This is a genomic window from Nocardiopsis sp. NPDC055551 (genome assembly GCF_053619415.1).
This window is the reverse complement of sequence record NZ_JBSHJJ010000010.1, coordinates 87,799-110,816: the sequence shown is the minus strand read 5'-3', so window position 1 is coordinate 110,816 and position 23,018 is coordinate 87,799. Positions and strand designations below refer to the sequence as shown.

The following is a 23,018-nucleotide window of genomic DNA, read 5'->3' as shown; positions in this document are numbered from 1 at the left end:
CACCACATTGACAAGACGTCATCGGGCTCTGTGACGGTGACGCACCGCAGGGGCAAGCCCTGTTGCGGTTTCTCAAGGGAATAGGGGCTCAAGGCCAAGAAGCCGGCGGATTCCGCCGACGGGCCTGGGCTTCTGTGACCGGAACTGCTCACCGTTACGGACACTGAAGCGAAGGACGAACAGGCCATATGGCGGGACAAAAGATCCGCATTCGGCTAAAGGCCTATGACCACGAGGTCATCGACAGCTCGGCGAAGAAGATCGTTGAGACCGTGACGCGAACTGGCGCACAGGTCGCGGGCCCGGTGCCGCTGCCGACGGAGAAGAACGTTTACTGCGTCATCCGATCGCCGCACAAGTACAAGGACTCGCGCGAGCACTTCGAGATGCGCACTCACAAGCGGCTGATCGACATCATCGACCCGACCCCGAAGACGGTCGACTCGCTCATGCGACTCGACCTCCCGGCCGGCGTTGACATCGAGATCAAGCTTTAAGGACGCACTGACATGGCCACCAAGCAGATCAAGGGAGTTCTGGGCGAAAAGCTCGGCATGACCCAGGTCTTCGACGACGCGGGCAAGATGGTTCCCGTGACCGTCCTGAAGGCCGGTCCGTGCGTCGTGAGCCGCATCCGGACTCCGGACACCGATGGTTACTCCGCCATCCAGCTCGGCTACGGGCAGATCAACCCGCGCAAGGTCAACAAGCCCCTGGGCGACTACCTCCGCGCGCACGACCTGACCCCGCGCCGTCACTACGTCGAGGTCCGCACCTCCGACGCCTCCGAGTACACGCTCGGCCAGGAAGTCGACGCGGCCACGTTCGAGATCGGCCAGAAGGTCGACGTCACGGGCAAGAGCAAGGGTAAGGGCTTCGCCGGTGTGATGAAGCGTCACGGCTTCGCGGGCCTCTCGGCCTCACACGGTACGCACCGCACCCACCGCTCGCCCGGCTCCATCGGCGGCTGCGCCACGCCCGGCCGCGTTTTCAAGGGCATGCGGATGGCCGGGCGCATGGGCAACGTGCGCAAGACCGTCCAGAACCTGACCGTTCACTCCGTGGACGCGGAGAAGGGCCTCATCCTGGTCAAGGGTGCGGTGCCCGGTCCCAACGGCGGTCTGGTGCTCGTCCGCACCGCTGTGAAGGGGGACAAGTAAGCCATGACCCAGATCGAGGTCAAGAACCCTGAGGGCGGCTCCAAGGGCAGCGTCGAGCTTCCCGAGAGCGTCTTCGCCCAGCAGGTCAGCATTCCGCTGCTGCACCAGGTCGTGAACGCCCAGCTGGCCGCAGGCCGTCAGGGCACGCACGCCACCAAGACCCGCGGCGAGGTCCGCGGTGGTGGCAAGAAGCCCTACCGCCAGAAGGGAACCGGTCGCGCCCGTCAGGGTTCGATCCGCGCCCCGCAGTACACCGGTGGTGGCGTCGTTCACGGCCCCCAGCCGCGTGACTACAGCCAGCGGACCCCGAAGAAGATGAAGGCCGCCGCCCTGCGTGGTGCCCTCACCGACCGGGCCAACCACGGCCGCATCCACGTCGTCGGCCGGTTCGTGGCCGATGACGCGGACACCAAGCTCACGCAGACCGCCCTCAAGGCGCTGCGCCAGGTCACCGAGTCCGACAAGGTCCTCGTCGTCCTGGCTCGTGAGGACGAGCACAACCGGCGCGCCCTGCGCAACCTCGAAGAGGTCCACATCCTCGACGCGGACCAGGTGAACACCTACGACGTCCTGTACTCGGACGACGTGGTCTTCACCGAGGCGGGCTACGCCGAGTTCCTGGCCCACGCGGCCGGTACCTCGAAGGCCGCTGAGTCCGAGGAGGACGACCAGTGAGGATCGCCGACCACCGGGACATCATCGTCGAGCCGGTGATCTCCGAGAAGAGCTACGGGCTCATGGACGAGAACAAGTACACGTTCATCGTTCGCCCGGACGCCAACAAGACCCAGATCAAGATCGCGATCGAGAAGATCTTCGAAGTGAAGGTCACCGGCGTGAACACGATCAACCGGAAGGGCAAGCGCAAGCGCACCCGCTTCGGTTTCGGGAAGCGTCCTGACACGAAGCGCGCGATCGTCAGCCTCGCCGAGGGTGACCGCATCGACATCTTCGGTCAGTGACCTTTCGGGTCTGACCGCTGTACATCAAGTAACACGTAAAGGAATGCGCGAAGAAGATGGGCATTCGTAAGTACAAGCCGACGACGCCGGGTCGTCGCGGCTCCAGCGTGAGCGACTTCGTCGAAATCACGCGTTCGGAGCCGGAGAAGTCCCTGGTCCGTCCGCTTCACTCCAAGGGCGGTCGTAACGGCCACGGCCGGATCACCGCTCGTCACCAGGGTGGCGGTCACAAGCGCGCCTACCGCGTGATCGACTTCCGTCGCCACGACAAGGACGGTGTGCCGGCCAAGGTCGCTCACATCGAGTACGACCCCAACCGCACCGCTCGCATCGCCCTGCTCCACTACGTGGACGGTGAGAAGCGCTACATCCTGGCGCCCGCCGGCCTCTCGCAGGGCGACAAGGTCGAGAACGGCCCCCAGTCCGACATCAAGCCGGGCAACTGCCTCCCGCTGCGCAACATCCCCACGGGTACGTTCGTGCACGCGGTCGAGCTGAAGCCGGGCGGCGGTGCCAAGCTGGGCCGCTCCGCCGGATCGCAGATCCAGCTCCTGGCCAAGGAGGGCGGCTACGCCACGCTGCGTATGCCCTCCGGTGAGATGCGCCTGGTGGAGATCTCCTGCCGCGCCACGGTCGGCCAGGTCGGCAACGCCGAGCAGTCCAACATCAGCTGGGGCAAGGCCGGCCGCTCGCGGTGGAAGGGCAAGCGCCCGACCGTCCGTGGTGTGGTGATGAACCCGGTCGACCACCCGCACGGTGGTGGTGAGGGCAAGACCTCCGGTGGTCGTCACCCGGTCAGCCCCTGGGGCAAGAAGGAAGGCCGGACCCGGGCCAAGAACAAGGCCAGCGACAAGCTGATCGTGCGGCGTCGGCGTAGCGGTAAGAAGAAGCGGTAAGGAGCACGTCTGATGCCACGTAGCCTTAAGAAGGGCCCCTTCGTGGACGGCCACCTCATCAAGAAGGTGGAGTCACAGAACGAAAAGGGGACCAAGAACGTCATCAAGACGTGGTCCCGGCGGTCCATGATCGTCCCGGAGATGATCGGTCACACGATCGCCGTCCACGACGGCCGCAAGCACATTCCGGTGTTCGTGTCGGAGTCGATGGTCGGCCACAAGCTCGGTGAGTTCGCTCCCACGCGTACTTTCCGTAGCCACGTCAAGGACGACCGCCGTAGCCGCCGTTAGCGGTTGCAGCAGTTGTAAGAACAATGTTCTCCATGGTGAGTGGAGAAGATATTTTCCGTGAGCGAGGGAAAAGCGATGGGAACGAGGGCACAGGCGCGGTTCGTCCGCGTTACGCCCCGCAAGGCTCGCCGGGTGGCGGACCTTATTCGCGGGTTGCCCGCTGACGAGGCGCAGGCGGTGCTCCGGTTCGCTCCCCAGTCGGCGAGTGAGCCCGTTGGCAAGGTGCTGGACAGCGCCATCGCCAACGCCGAGCACAACGACAAGCTGGACCGGGAGAACCTGGTGGTCGAGCGTGTCTGGGTGGACGAAGGTCCGACCCTGAAGCGTATTCGCCCGCGAGGCTTCGGCCGGGCCTTCCGTGTCACCAAGCGTACGAGCCACATCACCGTGGTCGTCGCCGAGGACGCGCGTGCCTCGTCCAAGACGAAGGAAAGGACCCGATAGTGGGGCAGAAGATCAACCCGCACGGGTTCCGCCTCGGCATCACCACCGACTTCAAGAGTCGCTGGTACGCCGACAAGTCCTACAAGGACTACGTCAAGGAAGACGTCGCGATCCGTCGGATGCTGACCCGTGGCATGGAGCGCGCGGGCATCTCCAAGGTCGAGATCGAGCGCACCCGTGACCGTGTCCGCGTGGACGTCTACACCGCCCGGCCGGGCATCGTCATCGGCCGCCGCGGCGTGGAGGCCGACCGGATCCGTACGGACCTCGAGAAGCTGACCGGCAAGCAGGTGCAGCTGAACGTCTTCGAGGTGAAGAACCCGGAGATCGACGCGCAGCTCGTCGCCCAGGGCGTCGCCGAGCAGCTGAGCAGCCGCGTGGCGTTCCGCCGCGCGATGCGCAAGGCCATGCAGAGCGCGATGAAGAGCGGTGCCAAGGGCATCCGTATCCAGTGTGGTGGTCGTCTGGGTGGGGCAGAGATGTCCCGCTCGGAGTTCTACCGCGAGGGTCGGGTCCCGCTGCACACGCTTCGCGCCGACATCGACTACGGCTTCTTCGAGGCCCGGACGACGTTCGGTCGCATCGGTGTGAAGGTGTGGATCTACAAGGGCGACGCCCCTGTGACCCGCGCCGAGCGTGAGGCCGCTCAGGCCGCGCAGCGCACCGCCGGTGGCGGTCAGCGCCGCGAGCGTCCGCAGCGCCGCCGTCGCGGTGGCCCCGCGGGTGGCGGTCAGACCGAAGCCAAGGCCGGCGCCTCCGCCGAGGCCCCGAAGACCGAGGGGAGCTGACAAGTGCTTATTCCTCGTAAGGTCAAGTACCGCAAGCAGCACCACCCGGACCTTCGTGGCAAGGCCAAGGGCGGGACCCGGGTCACCTTCGGTGAGTACGGTATCCAGGCTCTTGAGTCCGCTTACGTGACGAACCGTCAGATCGAGTCCGCTCGTATCGCCATGACGCGTCACATCAAGCGTGGCGGCAAGGTGTGGATCAACATCTTCCCGGACCGTCCGCTGACCAAGAAGCCCGCCGAGGTCCGCATGGGCTCCGGTAAGGGTTCGCCCGAGTGGTGGGTCGCGCCGGTCAAGCCCGGTCGCGTGATGTTCGAGCTGTCGGGCGTGCCCGAGGCGGTGGCCAAGGAGGCCATGAGCCGTGCGATGCACAAGCTCCCGATGAAGTGCAAGTTTGTTAAGCGTGAGGGGGAGTGATGGCGAAGTCCGTGACTGCCCATGAGCTGCGCGACCAGTCCGTCGAGGACCTGGTCACCAAGCTCAAGGAAGCCAAGGAAGAGCTCTTCAACCTCCGCTTCCAGGCCGCCACCGGCCAGCTCGACAACCACAGCCGTCTTCGCACGGTCAAGCGCGAGATCGCGCGGATCTACACGGTCATGCGCGAGCACGAGCTGGGCATCGTCCCGCTGTCTGGTGAGTCGGCTGAGGAGACGAAGGAAGCAGCCGAATGACTGAGAACCAGACCGCGGCCCGTAACGACCGCAAGACGCGTGAAGGCCTCGTCGTCAGCGACAAGATGGATAAGACCGTCGTCGTCGAGGTCGAGGACCGCGTCACGCACGCCCTGTACGGCAAGGTCATCCGTCGGACGACCAAGTACAAGGCCCACGATGAGGCGAACTCCTGTGGCGTCGGTGACCGGGTCCTCATGATGGAGACCCGGCCGCTCTCCGCGACGAAGCGTTGGCGCGTCGTGGAGATCCTGGAGAAGGCTAAGTAACCCCGGCCTGTCGGCGGCCGACACCAGTTGTCGGCCGCCGTCGCGAGGGGTGAGACCACCTAGCCGTGCGGCAGTGGACCGCACGCATCACATCAGGAGCAGACGTGATTCAGCAGGAGTCGCGACTCAAGGTCGCCGACAACACGGGTGCCAAGGAGATCCTTACCATCCGTGTTCTCGGTGGCTCGGGTCGGCGCTACGCCGGGATGGGCGACACCATCGTCGCCACGGTGAAGGACGCCCTGCCTGGCGCTGGAGTCAAGAAGGGCGACGTCGTCAAGGCCGTTATCGTGCGCACCGCCAAGGAGCGCCGCCGGCCCGACGGCTCCTACATCCGCTTCGATGAGAACGCTGCCGTGCTCATCAAGGACGGTGGGGACCCGCGAGGCACCCGCATCTTCGGCCCGGTGGGCCGTGAGCTGCGTGACAAGAAGTACATGCGCATCATTTCGCTGGCGCCGGAGGTGCTCTAAGCGATGAAGATCAAATCTGGCGACGAGGTCATCGTTCTCGCCGGCAAGGACAAGGGTGCCACGGGGAAGGTCGTCAAGGCCCTTCCCAAGGAAGACCGTGTCATCGTCGAGGGCGTCAACCTGGTCAAGAAGCACAGGAAGGCCAACCCCGCCGGTGGCGAGCAGGGAGAGGTCGTCACCAAGGAGGCCACCATCCACGTGAGCAACGTTGCGCTCGCTGAGGACGGTAAGGCCACCCGGGTCGGCTACCGCTTCGAGGAGGACGGAACCAAGGTTCGCGTCTCCCGCCGCACCGGTAAGGACATCTGATGACGGTTACCAACGACATCACCGCCCCTCCGATGCCGCGGCTCAAGGAGAAGTACCGCAACGAGATCGTTGCGGGCCTCAAGGACGAGTTCGGCATCGAGAACGTCATGCAGATCCCCGGTCTCACGAAGATCGTGGTGAACATGGGCGTCGGCGAGGCGGCTCGTGACGCGAAGCTCATTCAAGGCGCGATCGCCGACCTGTCGGCGATCACCGGGCAGAAGCCGAAGATCAACCGGGCCAAGAACTCCATCGCGCAGTTCAAGCTGCGCGAGGGTCAGCCGATCGGCGCCAGCGTGACGCTGCGCGGCGACCGGATGTGGGAGTTCCTCGACCGGCTGCTCTCCCTGGCCCTGCCCCGTATCCGGGACTTCCGTGGCCTTTCCCCGAAGCAGTTCGACGGGAACGGGAACTACACCTTTGGTCTGACCGAGCAGGTCATGTTCCACGAGGTGAACCCGGACAAGGTCGACAGGCAGCGTGGGATGGACATCACCGTCGTCACCACCGCCACCATCGACGACCAGGGCCGCAGCCTGCTCAAGCGGCTCGGTTTCCCGTTCAAGGAAGCCTGAGGGGTTAACCATGGCTAAGAAGTCCCTGATCGCAAAGGCGAACCGGAAGCCGAAGTTCGGCGTTCGGGCGTATACTCGATGCTCGCGGTGCGGTCGCCCGCGTGCCGTCTTCAAGAAGTTCGGCCTGTGCCGTATCTGCTTCCGCGAGATGGCGCACCGGGGCGAGCTGCCCGGCATCACCAAGTCGAGCTGGTAGTTTCCGGCAGGGCCGACCAAGCGCGTGAGCGCGGTCGGCCCCCGGAGACGCCACCTTCCCGGTGGCTCGACGCAGGAACCGTCGTCCTCCACGACGGAGTTCGACGGGAAGCGAAATTCATTCACCAGGGCACGGCAGTCCCACGGGGACAGCGGTGCCCACGACCACGCCGAAGGTCCGTTTGTGCACTTCACGGGGGAAACCTCGCGGAAGGCAGGCTCTGGGAAAGGCCCGCACTCGGAAACCGCGGTGAGGAAGGGCCAGTCGGCCATGACAATGACCGACCCGATCGCAGACATGTTGACTCGTCTGCGTAACGCGAATTCGGCTTACCACGACACCGTGACGATGCCGTTTTCCAAGATCAAGGCGCACATCGCCGAGGTCCTCCAGCATGAGGGCTTCATTCAGGGGTGGCGGACCGAGGAGGCCACTGTCGGCCAGAGCCTCGTCCTGGAGCTGAAGTACGGCCCCACGCGTGAGCGCTCCATCGCGGGCATCCGCCGGGTGTCCAAGCCCGGTCTCCGCGTGTACGCGAAGAAGGACAACCTTCCTCGCGTTCTGGGTGGCCTCGGTGTGGCCATCATTTCGACGTCCGGCGGCCTGATGACTGACAAGCAGGCCAAGAAGCGTGGCGTGGGCGGCGAAGTCCTCGCTTACGTCTGGTAATAGGGAATAGGGAGAGACGAAAAGCATGTCGCGTATCGGTCGACTGCCGCTCTCGGTCCCCAAGGGCGTCGAGGTCACGATTAACGGGCAAGACGTCACTGTCAAGGGGCCGAAGGGCGAACTGAAGCACACGATCACCGAGCCCATCACCGCCTCCTTCGAGGATGGTGTGGTCACGGTGTCGCGTCCCGACGACAAGCCGGAGAACCGGTCGCTGCACGGTCTGAACCGTGCGATGATCGCGAACCTCGTCGAGGGTGTCTCCAAGGGCTACGCCAAGACTCTGGAAATCCACGGCGTGGGTTACCGGGTGCAGGCTCGCGGCTCCAACCTGGAGTTCTCGCTGGGCTACAGCCACCCCGTCGTGGTGGAACCGCCGGAGGGCATCTCCTTCCGCGTGGAGAAGCCGACGATCCTTCACGTCGAGGGCATCGACAAGCAGCTGGTGGGCCAGGTCGCCGCGAACATCCGCGGACTGCGCAGGCCTGACCCGTACAAGGCCAAGGGCGTGCGCTACCAGGGTGAGCACATCCGCCGCAAGGCCGGAAAGGCTGGTAAGTAGGCATGGGCATCACCGTGAGCCGCAAGCGCACCGCGAAGGCCACCACCGCTCGCAAGCGTCGCCAGTTCCGGGTGCGCAAGAAGGTCGTGGGCACCGCCGAGCGTCCCCGTCTGGCCGTCTTCCGCTCCTCCAAGCACATCGTCGCGCAGGTCATCGACGACACCAAGGGTCACACCCTGGTCGCCGCCTCCAGCGTCGAGTCGGATGTGCGTGGCGCCGAGGGCACCAAGTCCGACAAGTCCGTGAAGGTCGGTGAGCTCGTCGCGCAGCGCGCGAAGGACGCCGGCATCACCAAGGTCGTCTTCGACCGTGCCGGTAACCGGTACGCCGGCCGCATCGTGAAGCTCGCCGAGGCGGCGCGCGAAGGCGGGCTGGAGTTCTGATGACCGTTGTACAGGCCGAGAACAACCACGAGAAGAGGAACCACTGATGGCTGCAGCACCGCGGCGCGGCGCCGGTGGCGAGCGGCGTGATCGCCGTGACGATCGCCGCGGCGGCGCCGCAGACAAGGGTGTCTCCTACATCGAGAAGGTCGTGACCATCAACCGGGTCGCGAAGGTCGTCAAGGGCGGCCGTCGCTTCTCCTTCACCGCGCTCGTCATCGTCGGTGACGGTAACGGCATGGTGGGTGTCGGTTACGGCAAGGCCAAGGAAGTCCCGGCCGCCATCGCCAAGGGCGTCGAGGAGGCGAAGAAGAGCTTCTTCCGCGTCCCCCGCGTCCAGGGCACGATCACGCACCAGATCCAGGCCGAGGATGCCGCGGGTGTCGTCCTGCTGCGTCCCGCGGCCCCGGGTACCGGTGTGATCGCCGGTGGTCCGGTCCGCGCCGTCCTGGAGTGCGCCGGTATCCACGACGTCCTGAGCAAGTCGCTCGGTTCGTCCAACCCGCTCAACATCGTGCGAGCCACGGTGGCCGCTCTGAAGGGCCTCAACCAGCCCGAGGAGATCGCCGCCCGTCGTGGTCTGCCGATCGAGGACGTCGCCCCGGCCGCCATGCTGCGCGCTCGTGCTGAGGCGAAGGCAGGAGCCTGATCATGGCAAAGATCAAGATCACGCAGACCGGCTCCAAGATCGGTGGCAAGGAGAAGCAGCGCGCTGCTCTCCAGTCGCTGGGTCTGGGCCGGATCGGTAAGTCCACCGTCCGTGAGGACCGCCCTGAGGTTCGCGGGCAGATCACGATCGTCTCGCACCTCGTCACTGTCGAGGAGGTCGCAGAATGAGCGACTACAACCCCGACGAGCCGCTCAAGCTCCACCACCTGCGTCCCGCCCCGGGTGCCAACAAGTCCAAGATCCGCAAGGGTCGTGGCGAGGCCTCCAAGGGTAAGACCGCCGGTCGCGGTACCAAGGGCACGAAGGCTCGTAACACCGTTCGGCCCGGTTTCGAGGGTGGGCAGATGCCCCTCATCCGCCGGGTCCCGAAGCTCAAGGGCTTCAGCAACGCCTTGTTCAAGACGACCTACCAGGTCGTCAACCTGGACAAGCTGAGCGAGCTCTACCCCGAGGGTGGCGAGGTCACCGTCGAGGGTCTGGTCGCCAAGGGCGCGGTTCGCAAGAACCAGCCCGTCAAGGTGCTGGGCACCGGTGAGATCACCGTCGCCGTGCAGGTGAGCGTCAACGCGCTCTCCTCCTCGGCGAAGGAGAAGATCACCGCCGCCGGTGGCACCGTCACCGAGCTGTAGGGGTTTTCCCTACGATGCGCGTTTGGGGGCGTCCGCCCGGCAGGATCCGCGAGGATCGGCTGGTCGGGCGCCCTCACGCGTTGTGAGTGTTGATCGTTATGGCTCACGAACCCTGCTGTTGGGTGATGGCTGTTACAGTGCCATCTGTTTGAGCTCCCCGCTTGACGTAATGTGAGTACTTCCGAGCAATGGGCGACGTGCCTGTTGCTGACGTTCTACGACGATTCAGGATCGGCCGCGATGTCTGGAACCCGTTCCGCCGCCGAAGCCGCGCAGGAGGAGACGTGCTAGGTGCGTTCGTTCGTGCATTCCGCACGCCCGACCTGCGCAATAAGCTGCTGTTCACACTGTTCATCCTGACGCTGTTCCGCCTGGGATCGGTGATCCCGGCGCCGGGCATCGACTCGGCGGCGATCAGGGAACAGATGGAGACCATCACCACAGCCGACCAGTCCGGCGTCTACGCCCTGGTCAACCTGTTCAGTGGTGGCGCGCTTCTGCAACTGGCGGTGTTCGCGCTCGGGGTCATGCCGTACATCACCGCGAGCATCATCATCAACCTGCTGACGGTGGTCATCCCCCGCCTGGAGTCCCTCAAGAAGGAGGGCCAGGCCGGTCAGGGCAAGATCACCCAGTACACCCGCTATCTCACGCTCATGCTGGCGGTGCTGCAGGCGACCAGCATCGTGGCCATGGCCCGCACCGGTGCGTTGTTCCAGAACTCCATCCCGGTCTCGTCCTACATGCCCAACCAGGACATCATGACGATGGTGACCATCGTCTTCACGATGACCGGTGGCACCGTGATCATCATGTGGATGGGCGAGCTCATCACCGAGCGCGGTGTCGGCAACGGTATGTCGCTGCTCATCTTCACCCAGGTCATCGCGGTCTTCCCGTCCTCGATCATGGGTCTGTACGAAGAGCGTTCCGTCTGGATCTTCACCATCATCTGCATCGCGGGTCTGGCCCTGATCACCGCCGTGGTGTTCATGGAGCAGGCCCAGCGCCGTATCCCGGTGCAGTACGCGAAGCGCATGGTGGGTCGGCGGATGTACGGGGGTAGTTCCACCTACATCCCGTTGAAGGTCAACCAGGCGGGCATCATCCCCGTGATCTTCGCCTCCTCCCTGCTGTATCTCCCGCAGTTGATCGTGGGTCTTCTGGGACAGGAGTCCACCCATCCGGTGGCGCAGTTCTTCCAGACCTACTTCCTCACCGGCACTCACCCCGTCTACATGGCGACCTTCTTCGTCATGATCGTCGGCTTCGCGTTCTTCTACGTGGCGATTACCTTCAACCCCACCGAAGTCGCCGACAACATGAAGAAGTACGGTGGGTTCATCCCGGGTATCCGACCAGGGCGTCCGACCGCCGAGTATCTCGACTTCGTGCTCACTCGGCTCACGACTCCCGGCTCTCTGTACCTGGGTGTGATCGCTCTCCTGCCGATGGTCGCTCTCGGCGCCACCGGCGCCGACATGAACTTCCCCTTCGGCGGGACGAGCATCCTGATCATGGTCGGTGTCGGGCTGGACACGGTGAAGCAGATCGAGAGTCACCTCCAGCAGAGGAACTACGAAGGTTTTCTGCGATAAATGCGAGCTGTATTGGTGGGGCCGCCTGGGGCCGGTAAAGGCACCCAGGCCCAGATCCTCGCGGAAGAGCTGTCGATCCCGAAGGTGTCCACCGGTGACATCTTCCGGGCCAACGTCAGCGGTGGTACCGAACTCGGCAAGAAGGCCAAGGAGTTCATGGACCGTGGCGACCTCGTCCCCGACGAGATCACCAACGCCATGGTCAAGGACCGACTGGCCAAGGGCGACGCCACGGCGGGCTTCCTGCTCGACGGGTTCCCGCGCAACGTCCCCCAGGCGGAGACGCTCAAGGGGATGCTCGCCGACCTCGGCTCGAACCTGGACGTCGTCCTGGAGCTGAGGGTCGACGAGGAGGAGGTCGTCAAGCGGCTTTCCGGTCGTCGTTCCTGCCCAGAGTGCGGTCGGGTGTACCACGTCGAGTACGACGCCCCGAACGTGGCGGGTAAGTGCGACAACGAGGGCGCCGAGCTGTACCAGCGCGAGGACGACCGCGAGGAGACCATCAGGCACCGCCTGAAGGTCTACCGCGAGCAGACCGCGCCGCTGGTCGAGTACTACTCCGGTGAGGGTCTGCTGGCCACCATCTCCGCCACGGGCCCCGTGGCGGAGGTGACGGCGCGCGCGAAGGCGGCCATCGCCGAGAAGAGGTCGGCCACCTGATGTTCGGCAAGGCCGATCCCGACGTGCAGATCAAGACGCCGGAACAGATCGCCAAGATGAGGGCGGCGGGCCAGGTCGTGGCCGACGCCCTGGACACCCTCCGGGCCGCGGTGCGGCCCGGAGCGTCCACCCTCGAACTCGACTCGATCGCCGAGAAGGTGATCCGGGGCGCCGGGGCCATCCCGTCGTTCAAGGGCTACCACGGCTTCCCCGGCTCGATCTGCGCCTCGGTGAACGAAGAGGTCGTGCACGGCATCCCCAGCTCCGAGCGTGTGCTGGCCGACGGGGACATCATCTCCATCGACTGTGGCGCCATCCTCGACGGCTGGCACGGCGATTCCGCGGTCACGATCGCGGTGGGCGAGGCCCGTTCCGAGGACCTGACCATGATGGACGTGTGCGAGGAGTCCATGTGGCGGGGGATCGCCGAGATGGTCCCGGGCAAGCGCCTCGGGGACATCGGTCACGCGATCGGCGGCCACATCTCGCAGAACGGTGGCTACGGCAACGTGCGCGAGTACGGCGGCCACGGCATCGGCACGCAGATGCACATGGACCCGCACGTGCTCAACTACGGCAAGCGCGGCAAGGGCATGCGTCTTCGCGAGGGCATGTGCCTGGCGATCGAACCGATGACCACGCTGGGCAAGCACGACGTGGTGGAACTCGACGACGGATGGACGGTCGTGACGAAGGACGGCCGTCGTGCCGCCCACTTCGAGCACACCGTGGCCATCACCGCGGATGGTCCGATGGTGCTGACCGCACGCGAGTCCAACCGCGATAAAATCGACGCGATGGGGTTCGTCCAGCCGACCTGGTGACGGCGGGCCCACCCCCGCGTCCCGTCGGAATCCGGCGATGGGGTGGCGACCACTCACCGGTGCAAAGGCGAGGTACGAACAGTGTCCGACCCGGGGCCTTCCATACGAACCTCCGACTCCGAACGTGATCAGGTGGCGCGGCTGCTCCAGGAACACTTCGCTCAGGGGCGGCTGGACCACGAGGAGTTCACCGAACGCCTCGGTCGGGCGTACAAGGCCAAGACGGCGGACGACCTCGCCGGGGTGACCGCGGACCTTCCCGAGAGGGATGTCGTGGAGACCAAGAGCCCGGTGGGCTTCGATATGGGTGTGGCGGCACCTCCGCTGCGCCTGCGAGACCCGGCCCTGATGGTCCCGTGGTGGCTCTACGGTGGCGTCAACATCCTCTGCTTCACCATCTGGCTCATCCTGTACCTGACCACCGACGCGTCGTATCCGTGGTTCCTGTGGGTGCTGGCGCCCTGGGGAATCCTGATGCTCGTGGTGACGTTCGGGGTCCTGGCCGCCCAAAGAGGCGGCCCGGACCCCGAAGACCCTGTCGCTTAGCGCCGCCGCTAGCGCTTTGGCGTGTTCGGGCGCCAAATAAGTCAGGAACCTTCGGCGCCTTTGGTGGGATAGCGAAAAGCGTGCTATCCCACCGCCGGCCCCTCCAGAACCCTGACGGCGCCCGAACGGTAACCCCCGATGGCCGAGGGACTGGGATGTCCTTCAGGGCGGGTGTTTCGTCCGGTGAGGCGGAGCGTGTAGGCTGCTCTGCTCTCGTGTCGAGAGCACTTGCCGGAAGGGGATAGACTGTCACTGCCCATACGCGGGCTGTTGGGTCAGTCTGCCTTCTTTGTGCCACGTCTTCTTATCGACGTAAGCCTTGCAGTTGGCCTGGACTTCCAGTGTGTTCCGGCGTCGGTGACGCGGTGTATCCGTGGTCGCCGGGGCCGTCGCGTCATGCGAGGGACCACTCAGGTCGCGTCGGGTCGTCCTGATCAACCAAATCGATGAGCGAGGCGTGGAGGACATGGCAAAGAAAGACGGCGCCATCGAGATCGAGGGTTCCGTTGTCGAGTCCCTACCCAACGCTATGTTCAAGGTAGAGCTCGATAACGGGCACCAGGTTCTTGCCCACATCAGCGGCAAGATGCGGATGAACTACATTCGTATTCTTCCCGACGACCGTGTCGTCGTGGAACTGAGCCCGTACGACCTCACGCGCGGGCGCATCGTTTACCGCTACAAGTAGCCCGTCCGGGGCCGAACGGCCCGTGACTGGTGATGTGATGAGTTCGGAGTCACCATGAAGGTCAAGCCGAGCGTGAAGAAGATCTGCGCGAAGTGCCGCGTGATCCGCCGTAACGGCCGGATCATGGTCATTTGCTCGGACCCGCGGCACAAGCAGCGCCAGGGCTGACCAAGCCCCGGTTCGCCGGCCGCGACTTCCGTGTCGCACCGGACCCGGGTAGGGGAGTTCCTCCTCGACCGGGCCCACGAAACAACGAAAAACCTGTTCCGATCTCCCGCCCGTTGGTGGTGGGGGAGAACCCTCGGTCGGAGGCCGGGGCCTCGTCGATTGGGCGACGAGAGGAAGGAACGGGTCAGACCTCCGCACATGCATGGATGGAGTCTCGCCCACATGGCACGTATTGCCGGCGTAGACCTCCCCCGCGACAAGCGGGTGGAGATTGCTCTCACGTACGTTTTCGGGGTTGGTCGCACTCGCGCCCTCGAAACCCTGAAGAACACCGGTGTCGACGGGAACACGCGCGTCCACCAGCTGTCCGAAGAGGACCTGGTCAAGCTGCGCGACTGGATCGACGCCAACTACCAGGTCGAGGGTGACCTGCGACGCGAGGTCCAGGCCGACATCCGTCGCAAGATGGAGATCGGTAGCTACCAGGGCATCCGTCACCGTCGTGGTCTCCCGGTGCGTGGTCAGCGCACGCAGACCAACGCCCGTACCCGTAAGGGCAAGAAGAAGACCGTGGCCGGCAAGAAGAAGGCCAAGAAGTAGTCCGCCTCGGACCTGTCGACCGCGTCCGAGAAGTAATCAACGGACCGATGATCTCTGGGAGTTTCACGCATGCCGCCTAAGGGCCGTCAGGGTGCCGCGCGCAAGGTGCGCCGCAAGGAAAAGAAGAACATTGTCCACGGGCACGCTCACATCAAGAGCACGTTCAACAACACGGTCGTCAGCATCACCGACCCGACCGGTGCCGTGATCTCGTGGGCCAGCTCGGGTCAGGTCGGCTTCAAGGGGTCGCGTAAGTCCACCCCCTACGCCGCCCAGATGGCCGCCGAGGCCGCCGCGCGTCGTGCTCAGGAGCACGGCGTCCGTAAGGTCGACGTCTTCGTGAAGGGCCCGGGCTCGGGCCGCGAGACCGCCATCCGTTCGCTGCAGGCGACCGGCCTTGAGGTGGGCTCCATCCAGGACGTCACCCCGGTTCCGCACAACGGCTGCCGCCCGCCGAAGCGCCGCCGCGTCTGAGTCGGCACCGGCGCCCGCGTCTCCTACCCGCGGGCGCCTCGTGGTGCGGTTCGCCTCCACCCTGGTGGGGTGAGGGGCGGACCGGGTAGGAATCCGAACAGGGGACACCGTCGACCGGGCGGTGTCCATCCGGTGGCCGTCAAATAGCGGTCGGCCATGTGGAAGGGAAGACACGGACCATGTTGATCGCACAGCGTCCGACGCTCACCGAGGAGACCATCTCCGAGTGGCGTTCGAAGTTCGTCATCGAGCCGCTGGAGCCGGGTTTCGGCTACACCATCGGTAACTCGCTCCGGCGTACGCTGCTGTCCTCCATCCCCGGCGCGGCTGTCACCAGCATCCGCATCGAGGGCGTCGAGCACGAGTTCACCACCGTGCCCGGTGTCAAGGAGGACGTCACGGAGATGATCCTCAACCTCAAGGGCCTTGTCGTCAGCTCCGAGCACGACGAGCCGGTTCTGATGTACCTGCGCAAGCAGGGCCCGGGCGTGGTGACCGCCGCGGACATCGCTCCGCCGGCCGGTGTCGAGGTGCACAACCCCGACCTGCACATCGCCACGCTCAACGGCAAGGGCAAGCTGGAGATGGAACTGACGGTCGAGCGCGGCCGCGGTTACGTCTCGGCGACGCAGAACAAGCAGCAGGGCCAGGAGATCGGTCGTATCCCGATCGACTCCATCTACTCGCCCGTGCTGCGTGTGACCTACAAGGTCGAGGCCACCCGTGTCGAGCAGCGCACCGACTTCGATCGCCTGATCGTCGACATCGAGACCAAGCAGGCCATCCGTCCCCGTGACGCAGTGGCCAGCGCGGGCAAGACCCTGGTCGAGCTGTTCGGTCTGGCGCGAGAGCTCAACGTCGACGCCGAGGGCATCGACATGGGCCCGTCGCCGACGGACGCCGCCCTGGCGGCCGACCTGGCGCTGCCGATCGAGGACCTCAACCTCACGGTTCGTTCCTACAACTGCCTCAAGCGTGAGGGCATCCACAGCGTTGGCGAGCTGGTTGCCCGCTCTGAGCAGGACCTTCTGGACATCCGGAACTTCGGTGCCAAGTCCATCGACGAGGTCAAGCAGAAGCTCGTCGACATGGGCCTGTCCCTGAAGGACTCCCCGCCCGGATTCGACCCCGGCACCGCGGCCGACTCCTTCGGCTCCGAGGACGACGAGGGTGAGTCCTTCGTCGAGACGGAGCAGTTCTAGACCTTCGTCGCCCAATGGTCCCCGGCCGAGTGCGGCCGCGGACCGCATCACTAGGAGAACGAAAACATGCCCACGCCTACCAAGGGCGCCCGTCTGGGTTCCGGGCCCGCGCACGAGCGGCACATCCTGGCGAACCTGGCCACCTCGCTGTTCCAGCACGGCCGTATCCGCACCACGGAGGCCAAGGCCAAGCGCCTGCGTCCGTACGCCGAGAAGCTCATCACTCTCGGCAAGCGCGGTGACCTGCACGCCCGTCGTCAGGTGCTCACCAAGATCACCGACAAGTCGATCGTGCACGAGCTCTTCACCGAGATCGGTCCGCGCTTCGAGAACCGCCCCGGTGGTTACACCCGCATCACCAAGATCGGTCCGCGCAAGGGCGACAACGCCCCGATGGCTGTCATCGAGCTGGTCGAGGCGCTGAGCGCCCCCGCCGCTCCGGCCGCCGCTGCCGCCCCGGTCGAGGAGACCCCTGAGGCTCCCGCCGAGGAGACCGTCGAGGCCAAGACCGAGGAGGCCCCCGAGGCCGCCGAGGAGAGCGCCGAGAGCAAGTAGGGTGCCCGTGCGTGGCCGGCAGGCCCGCGCGAAGCCCTCGTGAGTGCCCGACCCTTGTGGGGGTCGGGCACTTCTCTTTTGTCCGGACCGGGGTGGCCGGCGAGGTGGAACGGATGGGGATGGACGAGAACGAGACCGTCCGGCTGCGGCTGGACATCGCCTACGACGGAACGGACTTCTCCGGTTGGGCGACCCAACCGACCCGTCGGACCGTGCAGGGTGAGCTGGAGTCGGCGCTGGCCAAGGTGCTGCGGCTCCCGGAGGCGTCGGTGACCTGCGCGGGACGCACCGACGCGGGGGTGCACGCCCGCGGTCAGGTAGCGCAGATCGACGTGCCGAGCGGGACCTGGGAGAACGAGGGTGAGCGTGTGCTGCGCCGGTTGGCCGGGGTCCTGCCCAAGGACGTTCGGGTCAACGCCGTGCGTGTGGCCCCGCCCGGGTTCGACGCCAGGTTCTCGCCGCTGTTCCGCCGCTACGTGTACCGGGTGAGCGACGCGCCCTACGGTGTGGAGCCGTTGCGCCGCCGGGACGTGCTCTGGCACCGGCACCCGTTGGACGTGGACCGGATGAACGAGGCGGCGGCCCTGCTCGTCGGGGAGCACGACTTCGCGGCCTTCTGCAAGAAGCGGGAGGGCGCCACCACGATCCGCGAGCTGTTGAGGCTGTCGTGGGTGCGCGAGGAGGAGTACGTTCTGGCCGGCACGATCCAGGCCGACGCGTTCTGCCACAACATGGTCCGCGCGCTCGTGGGCGCGCTCCTGGCGGTCGGGGACGGCCGTCAGGGGGTGGCGTGGCCGGGACGGATCCTGGGCGCCGCCGTGCGCGATTCGTCGGTGCACGTGGTCGGTCCCCAGGGGCTGAGCCTGGAGGAGGTGCGCTACCCGGCCGACGAGGAGTTGGCCGAGCGCGCCACCCTCACCCGACGCGTCCGTGAGCTGCCCTGCAAGGGGCACACGGGGTAGACCCCTAGTACGTGAGACGGCGCCACCCTCGATCCACGATCCGTGGACGAACGGGGTGGCGCCGTCTCGTGTTCGAGCACCTCAGATCAGGAACGGTCCTCGACGAGCTTGTCGTAGGCGACGTCGATGAAGCCGTCGCCGATGTCGCGCAGTTCGGTGGCGTCGGTCTCCTCGTCGCCGCTGCCGTCGCTGTTGGCCGACAGGGAGAAGAGCAGGTAACGGCCCCACTGGCCGCTGCTGCCGTGGCCTCCGGAGTAGCCCAGGCGTTCGGCCGGGCTGCCCTCCTCGCCGGGCAGACCGGCGAACCACTGGGCGCCGACCAGGTCCTGCGCGGACAGGGCCTCCTCGGCCTCGGTGTCGCCGGGCATGGCGGCGACACCGACGGTGACCGCGTGGTTCTGGTCCTCGCTCAGGTAGGAGGCGCGCACCAGCTGGCGGCACTCCTGGGAGCCGAGCACCTCGCCGTATTCGCCGTGGGTGCCACTGGCGCAGTCCTCGGTGTCGTCGACCGCCACACGGGTGAACGTCCCCTGGCCCTCGACCTCCACCTCTTCGGGGAAGAGGGCCTCGGCGGCCAGGCTGCCCGGGTCGCCGCCTTCGTCGGCGACGGTGGCGGCGTCGCCGCCACCACCGCCGAGGCCGCCGCTGGCGAACAGGAACACGCCGCCGCCGACCACGAGCAGCAGGACGGCGAAGCCGACGCCCATCAGCACGTTGCGCTTGTTGGAACCGGTGGGACGGCGGTCGTCGTAGCCGTCGTCGTAGTAATCGTCGTAGTCGTCGTAGGAGGCGTTCTGGACGTCGAACTGGGCCGTGTCCGCGCCGGCGTCCTCGGGCACCTCGTCGCGGTAGAGCGGGCGGGCCGCGGCACCGGCGCTCGGGCCGGGAACCGCGTTCATGTTCTGGGTGGCGCCCATGGCGTCGGGTGGGAAGACCGGCTCCTCCTTGGGGGGAGCCGGAGGGAGCGCGCCGGGAGGCGGCGGGCCCTGCTGGTACATGGGCGGTCGGCCCGGGCCCGTTCCGGGACGGCCGCCGGTGGGCATGTTCGGTGGCGGGCCCTGAGGGTGCCCAGGGGGCATTGGGGGGCCGCCCTGGGGTCCGGGCCCCTGGGGAGGCCTGGGAGGCATCTGGGGGCCGCTCTGCGGTCCTTTGGGCGGTGGGCCGGGCGGCATGCCGTGCGGTGGGACCGGGCCGCCTGGAGGCATGGGTTGCCCCGGGCCGCCCGGGCCGCGCGGCCCGGGCGGAGGTCCGCTCTGAGTGATATGTCCCATTCCGGGCTGGCCGCCGGTGGGCATGTTCGGTGGCGGGCCCTGGGGAGGACCCGGAGGCATCTGCGGGCCGGGGCCGGGCGGAGGCCCGGGCGGTCTTTGGGGGCCGCCCTGCGGGCCCTGGGGATGCTGCGGCCCGGTCGGGACGCCGGGCTGCGGCGGCGGGGGCGGGAACCCCTGCGCCGGCGGCGTGCCGTGCTGTTGCCCGGGGCCCGATGTGGAAGGCTGTCCCTCAGAAGGGGATCGGGGTCCTCCGAGCAGGTCCTGGCCTTCGCCGTCCGGTGGGAGGGGGCGTCCGTCGGAACCGTGATGAGGCGGGTTCGGATGCGTACTGATGGGAGTCTCCGAATGCTCTGAGGGTGGGACTGGTCCGCGGTTCGCCGTTTTCCCGCGCTTGTGGCGTCCGTATGGGGTCGGCGACCGTGACGGGCGTCTCCAAGGAACACGTCGTCGCCCGTCATATCGGGCTGAGACCGGCCTTTCGGAGCCAGGGTAACCAACCCGCGGCCGGGGGCAGGACGAAGCACTCCCGACAACGGGCATAATAAAAGGCGGAGAGGTCACGGATGTGAACCCGTCCCGGCGCTTTCCCGCCAAGACGATGATCCCACCGGTCGACCCGGCGCTTGCTTTGACCTGCGTTAGGGTGGGCGGGTAGGATATTTCGTCGTTGTGCGTTGAGTTGCCGTGGGCCCCAAAACTCCCGAAGTTGGGTGCCGATCCACGCACCATCGTCTGCGCACTCACGACCGGGTCGTCCTGATTGGACATGGGACATCCGGCCAACGTAACAGCCCCGCAACATGAGGGCTGTTTCCGGCCCCGCACCCGTTGGGGTGTTCCGTAATACGAGTCCACCATCCCGTTCGGGATGTGGCAGCCGAATGAAGAGCGAAGGCGAACGATCGTGCGTACATACAGCCCCAAACCAAGCGATGTCCAGCGTCAGTGGCACGTTGTCGACGCTACCGATCTCGTGCTCGGGCGTATGGCGAGCCAGATCGCCACGCTGCTTCGGGGAAAGCACAAGCCCTACTACGCGCCCCACATCGACACCGGCGACTTCGTCATCGTCGTGAACGCCGACAAGGTCGCGCTCACCGGTAACAAGCTCGAGCAGAAGCGCGCCTACCGCCACTCCGGTTACCCCGGTGGTCTGCGTTCGGTCGCCTACGCCGACCTGCTGGAGAAGAACCCCGAGCGGGCCATCGAGAAGGCCATCAAGGGAATGCTGCCCAACGGCACCCTTGGTCGTCAGATGGCCAAGAAGCTCAAGGTGTACGCCGGTCCTGAGCACCCGCACCAGGCCCAGCAGCCGGTCCCGTTCGAAATGACCAAGATCGAGCAGCCCGCGTAGGCGTTCGCAGACTTTCACAGGAAACACGAGGTTAACCGTGGCCGAGCCCACCGGCATCGAAGACGTCGCCCAGGATTTCGCCGAGAACCCGGAGGAGTTCCCCTCCGAGTACACCAGCGAGTCCGATGAGCAGACCGCCGCTTACGTTCCCACCGCGTCCGGCCCGAGCGCCGGCACCGGCCGTCGCAAGAAGGCCGTGGCCCGAGTCCGGATCACCCCGGGCGCCGGCGAGTGGAAGATCAACGGTAAGCCGCTTGAGGCCTACTTCCCGGACAAGGTCCACCAGCAGACCATCAAGGACCCCTTCACCTCCCTCGGGTTCGACGGCGCCTACGACGTCTTCGCCCGTCTGGACGGTGGCGGCCCCAGCGGACAGGCCGGCGCCCTGCGTCACGGCATCGCCCGCGCCCTGGCCTCGCTGGACCCGGAGAACAACCGCCCGACCCTGAAGAAGGCCGGTTTCCTCACCCGTGACGACCGCGAGGTCGAGCGGAAGAAGGCCGGTCTGAAGAAGGCGCGCAAGGCTCCGCAGTTCTCCAAGCGCTAATGCTCATGCGCCGGCACACGCTCGGCTGAGCTTTCGCCCGTACGTCGTCTCCGCAACAGGGGGCGGCGTACGGGCTTTTGTTTTTCGTCGGTGGCGCTCTCCGCCACGCTGAACTTCACAGGTGCCGGAAGCCCGGTGCCGCTTTCGAAAGGGGCTGACGCCTGTGGCACGGCTGTTCGGAACTGACGGTGTACGTGGTCTCGCGGGGCGTGACCTGACCGCCTCGCTCACCCTGGACCTGTCCATCGCGGCGGCGCGCGTCCTCACCCGGGCCGAGGGCGACCGGCGCCCGCTGGCCGTAGTGGGCCGTGACCCGCGGGCCTCCGGTGAATTCCTGGAGGCCGCGGTGGTGGCCGGGCTGGCCAGCACCGGCGTGGACGTCGTCAAGGTGGGCGTGCTGCCCACCCCCGCGGTCGCCTACCTCACCGGTGCTTTGGAGGCCGACTTCGGGGTGATGCTCTCGGCGAGCCACAACGCGGCCCCGGACAACGGGATCAAGTTCTTCGCCCAGGGCGGCCAGAAGCTCGCGGACGCCCTGGAGGAGGAGATCGAGGGCATGATGGGTGTGCCCTCCACCCCCGCCGTGGGCGAGGAGGTCGGCCGGGTCACCGAGTCCCACGACGGCGCCGAGATGTACACCCGGCACGTCCTGAACTCCCTGCCACACGGACTGGAGGGCCTGAAGGTCGTCGTGGACTGCGCCAACGGCGCTTCCAGCGCGGTCGCCCCCGAGGCGTTGCGTCGGGCGGGCGCCGAGGTCATCGCCATCGGTGACGCCCCCGACGGCCACAACATCAACCAGGGCTGCGGTTCCACCAGCCTGGCCACGCTCCAGGAGGCGGTCCGTCTGCACGGTGCCGACGCCGGCATCGCCCATGACGGTGACGCCGACCGTTGCCTGGCCGTGGACGCCGACGGCGACGTGGTCGACGGAGACCAGATCCTGGCGATCCTGGCCACCGAGGCCAAGGAGGCCGGACGACTGACCGAGGACACCCTCGTGGTGACGGTCATGTCCAACCTGGGACTCAAACTCGCCATGCGGCGCGAGGGCATCAACGTGGTGGAGACCGCGGTGGGTGACCGCTACGTGCTGGAGGAGATGAAGCGCGGCGGGTTCGGCCTGGGCGGTGAACAGTCCGGTCACGTGATCCTGCTGGATCACGCCACCACCGGCGACGGGCTCCTCACCGGTCTGCACCTGCTGGCCGCCATGGCCCACCACAAGCAGGGCCTGGCCGAGCTGTCCAAGGTCATGACCCGGCTCCCGCAGGTGCTCATCAACGTGCCCGACGTGGACAAGGACCGTGCGGCCGACTCCGAGGAGCTGGCCGCCGCCGTGCGCGAGGCCGAGACCGAACTGGGGGAGACCGGCCGCGTGCTGATCCGTCCCAGCGGCACCGAGCCGAAGGTCCGCGTGATGGTGGAGGCACCCGCACAGGAACAGGCCACCGCGGTCGCCGAGCGGCTCGCCGGAGTGGTGCGTTCCGCCCTCGGCTAGAGGAACACTGCAAGTCGTCCCTTCCGGGGATTTTTCGGGTTTTCGCGCGCATCCGGGCACAGAGCGGTCCGGGTGCGCGTTTTCGTTCGTGTTGATGCGGCTCCGTCCGAGGAGCGGCCGCC

Annotated in this window: 36 protein-coding genes; 35 read left to right on the top strand and 1 reads right to left on the bottom strand. The window is 66.5% G+C overall.

Annotation, left to right across the window (positions count from 1 at the left end; translation table 11 throughout):
- Window positions 1-188: 188 nt before the first annotated feature.
- The 32 genes from rpsJ to truA all read left to right on the top strand — a co-directional run bounded on the left by rpsJ (window position 189) and on the right by truA (window position 18,223).
- Window positions 189-497: a 30S ribosomal protein S10 gene (gene rpsJ, locus ACWGSK_RS18915; RefSeq protein WP_014908366.1), complete on the top strand. Its 309-nt coding sequence runs from the start codon at window positions 189-191 to the stop codon at window positions 495-497.
- A gap of 12 nt (window positions 498-509) precedes the next feature.
- Window positions 510-1,160 carry a 50S ribosomal protein L3 gene (gene rplC, locus ACWGSK_RS18910; protein ID WP_358506786.1) on the top strand — a complete coding sequence of 217 codons (651 nt, stop codon included), beginning with the start codon at window positions 510-512 and terminating at the stop codon, window positions 1,158-1,160.
- Between the two features lie 3 nt (window positions 1,161-1,163).
- Window positions 1,164-1,835, top strand: coding sequence for a 50S ribosomal protein L4 (gene rplD, locus ACWGSK_RS18905; protein ID WP_358506784.1), 672 nt, complete (start codon window positions 1,164-1,166; stop codon window positions 1,833-1,835).
- Window positions 1,832-2,122, top strand: a complete 291-nt coding sequence (gene rplW / locus ACWGSK_RS18900) for a 50S ribosomal protein L23 (protein ID WP_067597766.1) — start codon at window positions 1,832-1,834, stop codon at window positions 2,120-2,122. Before rplD ends, rplW begins: the two co-directional genes overlap by 4 nt.
- A gap of 56 nt (window positions 2,123-2,178) precedes the next feature.
- A complete protein-coding gene (gene rplB, locus ACWGSK_RS18895) occupies window positions 2,179-3,018 on the top strand; it encodes a 50S ribosomal protein L2 (protein WP_358506782.1) in 840 nt (279 codons plus the stop codon).
- A gap of 12 nt (window positions 3,019-3,030) precedes the next feature.
- The gene (rpsS, locus tag ACWGSK_RS18890) at window positions 3,031-3,309 is read left to right on the top strand and encodes a 30S ribosomal protein S19 (RefSeq protein ID WP_067597773.1); all 279 of its coding nucleotides are present in this window, start codon (window positions 3,031-3,033) and stop codon (window positions 3,307-3,309) included.
- 75 nt (window positions 3,310-3,384) lie between these two features.
- Entirely contained in the window at window positions 3,385-3,753 is a 369-nt protein-coding gene (gene rplV / locus ACWGSK_RS18885) for a 50S ribosomal protein L22 (RefSeq protein WP_067597776.1), read from the top strand.
- Complete coding sequence (gene rpsC / locus ACWGSK_RS18880; protein WP_067597779.1) at window positions 3,753-4,541, top strand: 30S ribosomal protein S3; 789 nt, start codon at window positions 3,753-3,755, stop codon at window positions 4,539-4,541. Before rplV ends, rpsC begins: the two co-directional genes overlap by 1 nt.
- 3 nt (window positions 4,542-4,544) lie before the next feature.
- Window positions 4,545-4,958: a 50S ribosomal protein L16 gene (rplP, locus tag ACWGSK_RS18875; RefSeq protein WP_067597781.1), complete on the top strand. Its 414-nt coding sequence runs from the start codon at window positions 4,545-4,547 to the stop codon at window positions 4,956-4,958.
- A complete protein-coding gene (gene rpmC / locus ACWGSK_RS18870) occupies window positions 4,958-5,212 on the top strand; it encodes a 50S ribosomal protein L29 (protein WP_067597784.1) in 255 nt (84 codons plus the stop codon). The genes rplP and rpmC overlap by 1 nt, the downstream gene beginning before the upstream one ends.
- Window positions 5,209-5,481 carry a 30S ribosomal protein S17 gene (gene rpsQ / locus ACWGSK_RS18865; protein WP_304074789.1) on the top strand — a complete coding sequence of 91 codons (273 nt, stop codon included), beginning with the start codon at window positions 5,209-5,211 and terminating at the stop codon, window positions 5,479-5,481. Before rpmC ends, rpsQ begins: the two co-directional genes overlap by 4 nt.
- Before the next feature lie 104 nt (window positions 5,482-5,585).
- Window positions 5,586-5,954: a 50S ribosomal protein L14 gene (gene rplN, locus ACWGSK_RS18860; protein ID WP_067597790.1), complete on the top strand. Its 369-nt coding sequence runs from the start codon at window positions 5,586-5,588 to the stop codon at window positions 5,952-5,954.
- A 3-nt stretch (window positions 5,955-5,957) separates the two neighbouring features.
- On the top strand, window positions 5,958-6,263 hold the full coding sequence (rplX, locus tag ACWGSK_RS18855; protein ID WP_358506778.1) for a 50S ribosomal protein L24: 306 nt from the start codon (window positions 5,958-5,960) through the stop codon (window positions 6,261-6,263).
- A complete protein-coding gene (gene rplE / locus ACWGSK_RS18850; protein ID WP_067597796.1) occupies window positions 6,263-6,838 on the top strand; it encodes a 50S ribosomal protein L5 in 576 nt (191 codons plus the stop codon). Before rplX ends, rplE begins: the two co-directional genes overlap by 1 nt.
- A 10-nt stretch (window positions 6,839-6,848) precedes the next feature.
- On the top strand, window positions 6,849-7,034 hold the full coding sequence (locus tag ACWGSK_RS18845; protein WP_067597799.1) for a type Z 30S ribosomal protein S14: 186 nt from the start codon (window positions 6,849-6,851) through the stop codon (window positions 7,032-7,034).
- A 270-nt stretch (window positions 7,035-7,304) separates the two neighbouring features.
- Window positions 7,305-7,703 carry a 30S ribosomal protein S8 gene (gene rpsH / locus ACWGSK_RS18840; RefSeq protein WP_067597865.1) on the top strand — a complete coding sequence of 133 codons (399 nt, stop codon included), beginning with the start codon at window positions 7,305-7,307 and terminating at the stop codon, window positions 7,701-7,703.
- A 25-nt stretch (window positions 7,704-7,728) separates the two neighbouring features.
- A complete protein-coding gene (rplF, locus tag ACWGSK_RS18835; protein WP_067597802.1) occupies window positions 7,729-8,265 on the top strand; it encodes a 50S ribosomal protein L6 in 537 nt (178 codons plus the stop codon).
- Window positions 8,266-8,267: 2 nt separating this feature from the next.
- Window positions 8,268-8,648 (top strand): 50S ribosomal protein L18, encoded by a 381-nt coding sequence (rplR, locus tag ACWGSK_RS18830; protein WP_067597805.1) that lies wholly within the window; start codon window positions 8,268-8,270, stop codon window positions 8,646-8,648.
- A 46-nt stretch (window positions 8,649-8,694) separates the two neighbouring features.
- Complete coding sequence (rpsE, locus tag ACWGSK_RS18825; RefSeq protein ID WP_358506775.1) at window positions 8,695-9,297, top strand: 30S ribosomal protein S5; 603 nt, start codon at window positions 8,695-8,697, stop codon at window positions 9,295-9,297.
- Between the two features lie 2 nt (window positions 9,298-9,299).
- Window positions 9,300-9,485 (top strand): 50S ribosomal protein L30, encoded by a 186-nt coding sequence (gene rpmD / locus ACWGSK_RS18820; RefSeq protein ID WP_017603897.1) that lies wholly within the window; start codon window positions 9,300-9,302, stop codon window positions 9,483-9,485.
- On the top strand, window positions 9,482-9,946 hold the full coding sequence (gene rplO, locus ACWGSK_RS18815; RefSeq protein ID WP_358506773.1) for a 50S ribosomal protein L15: 465 nt from the start codon (window positions 9,482-9,484) through the stop codon (window positions 9,944-9,946). Before rpmD ends, rplO begins: the two co-directional genes overlap by 4 nt.
- Before the next feature lie 284 nt (window positions 9,947-10,230).
- Window positions 10,231-11,544, top strand: coding sequence for a preprotein translocase subunit SecY (gene secY, locus ACWGSK_RS18810; protein WP_358506771.1), 1,314 nt, complete (start codon window positions 10,231-10,233; stop codon window positions 11,542-11,544).
- Complete coding sequence (locus ACWGSK_RS18805; RefSeq protein ID WP_358506769.1) at window positions 11,545-12,204, top strand: adenylate kinase; 660 nt, start codon at window positions 11,545-11,547, stop codon at window positions 12,202-12,204.
- Window positions 12,204-13,028 (top strand): type I methionyl aminopeptidase, encoded by an 825-nt coding sequence (gene map, locus ACWGSK_RS18800; RefSeq protein ID WP_358506767.1) that lies wholly within the window; start codon window positions 12,204-12,206, stop codon window positions 13,026-13,028. Before ACWGSK_RS18805 ends, map begins: the two co-directional genes overlap by 1 nt.
- Before the next feature lie 81 nt (window positions 13,029-13,109).
- Window positions 13,110-13,574 carry a DUF1707 SHOCT-like domain-containing protein gene (locus tag ACWGSK_RS18795; protein WP_358506765.1) on the top strand — a complete coding sequence of 155 codons (465 nt, stop codon included), beginning with the start codon at window positions 13,110-13,112 and terminating at the stop codon, window positions 13,572-13,574.
- A 466-nt stretch (window positions 13,575-14,040) separates the two neighbouring features.
- A complete protein-coding gene (gene infA / locus ACWGSK_RS18790; RefSeq protein ID WP_013156135.1) occupies window positions 14,041-14,262 on the top strand; it encodes a translation initiation factor IF-1 in 222 nt (73 codons plus the stop codon).
- A gap of 54 nt (window positions 14,263-14,316) precedes the next feature.
- Window positions 14,317-14,430 carry a 50S ribosomal protein L36 gene (gene rpmJ, locus ACWGSK_RS18785; RefSeq protein WP_013156136.1) on the top strand — a complete coding sequence of 38 codons (114 nt, stop codon included), beginning with the start codon at window positions 14,317-14,319 and terminating at the stop codon, window positions 14,428-14,430.
- 222 nt (window positions 14,431-14,652) lie between these two features.
- Window positions 14,653-15,030, top strand: coding sequence for a 30S ribosomal protein S13 (gene rpsM, locus ACWGSK_RS18780; protein ID WP_358506763.1), 378 nt, complete (start codon window positions 14,653-14,655; stop codon window positions 15,028-15,030).
- 69 nt (window positions 15,031-15,099) lie between these two features.
- A complete protein-coding gene (gene rpsK, locus ACWGSK_RS18775) occupies window positions 15,100-15,504 on the top strand; it encodes a 30S ribosomal protein S11 (RefSeq protein WP_067597829.1) in 405 nt (134 codons plus the stop codon).
- Between the two features lie 179 nt (window positions 15,505-15,683).
- A complete protein-coding gene (locus ACWGSK_RS18770; protein ID WP_067597831.1) occupies window positions 15,684-16,706 on the top strand; it encodes a DNA-directed RNA polymerase subunit alpha in 1,023 nt (340 codons plus the stop codon).
- Window positions 16,707-16,772: 66 nt separating this feature from the next.
- On the top strand, window positions 16,773-17,261 hold the full coding sequence (gene rplQ, locus ACWGSK_RS18765) for a 50S ribosomal protein L17 (protein ID WP_358506760.1): 489 nt from the start codon (window positions 16,773-16,775) through the stop codon (window positions 17,259-17,261).
- A 119-nt stretch (window positions 17,262-17,380) separates the two neighbouring features.
- Window positions 17,381-18,223, top strand: coding sequence for a tRNA pseudouridine(38-40) synthase TruA (truA, locus tag ACWGSK_RS18760; protein WP_358506758.1), 843 nt, complete (start codon window positions 17,381-17,383; stop codon window positions 18,221-18,223).
- A gap of 86 nt (window positions 18,224-18,309) precedes the next feature.
- Here the strand turns inward: truA and ACWGSK_RS18755 are convergent, their stop codons facing one another.
- Window positions 18,310-19,266 carry a hypothetical protein gene (locus ACWGSK_RS18755; protein ID WP_452456351.1) on the bottom strand — a complete coding sequence of 319 codons (957 nt, stop codon included), beginning with the start codon at window positions 19,264-19,266 and terminating at the stop codon, window positions 18,310-18,312.
- Window positions 19,267-20,398: 1,132 nt separating this feature from the next.
- Between ACWGSK_RS18755 and rplM the strand changes: the two genes are divergently transcribed.
- From rplM to glmM, 3 genes are all read left to right on the top strand, one after another.
- Window positions 20,399-20,848 carry a 50S ribosomal protein L13 gene (gene rplM, locus ACWGSK_RS18750; protein WP_067597868.1) on the top strand — a complete coding sequence of 150 codons (450 nt, stop codon included), beginning with the start codon at window positions 20,399-20,401 and terminating at the stop codon, window positions 20,846-20,848.
- Between the two features lie 37 nt (window positions 20,849-20,885).
- Window positions 20,886-21,395, top strand: coding sequence for a 30S ribosomal protein S9 (rpsI, locus tag ACWGSK_RS18745; RefSeq protein ID WP_067597871.1), 510 nt, complete (start codon window positions 20,886-20,888; stop codon window positions 21,393-21,395).
- A 163-nt stretch (window positions 21,396-21,558) separates the two neighbouring features.
- Window positions 21,559-22,896: a phosphoglucosamine mutase gene (glmM, locus tag ACWGSK_RS18740; RefSeq protein ID WP_358506756.1), complete on the top strand. Its 1,338-nt coding sequence runs from the start codon at window positions 21,559-21,561 to the stop codon at window positions 22,894-22,896.
- The last annotated feature ends 122 nt before the right edge of the window (window positions 22,897-23,018 follow it).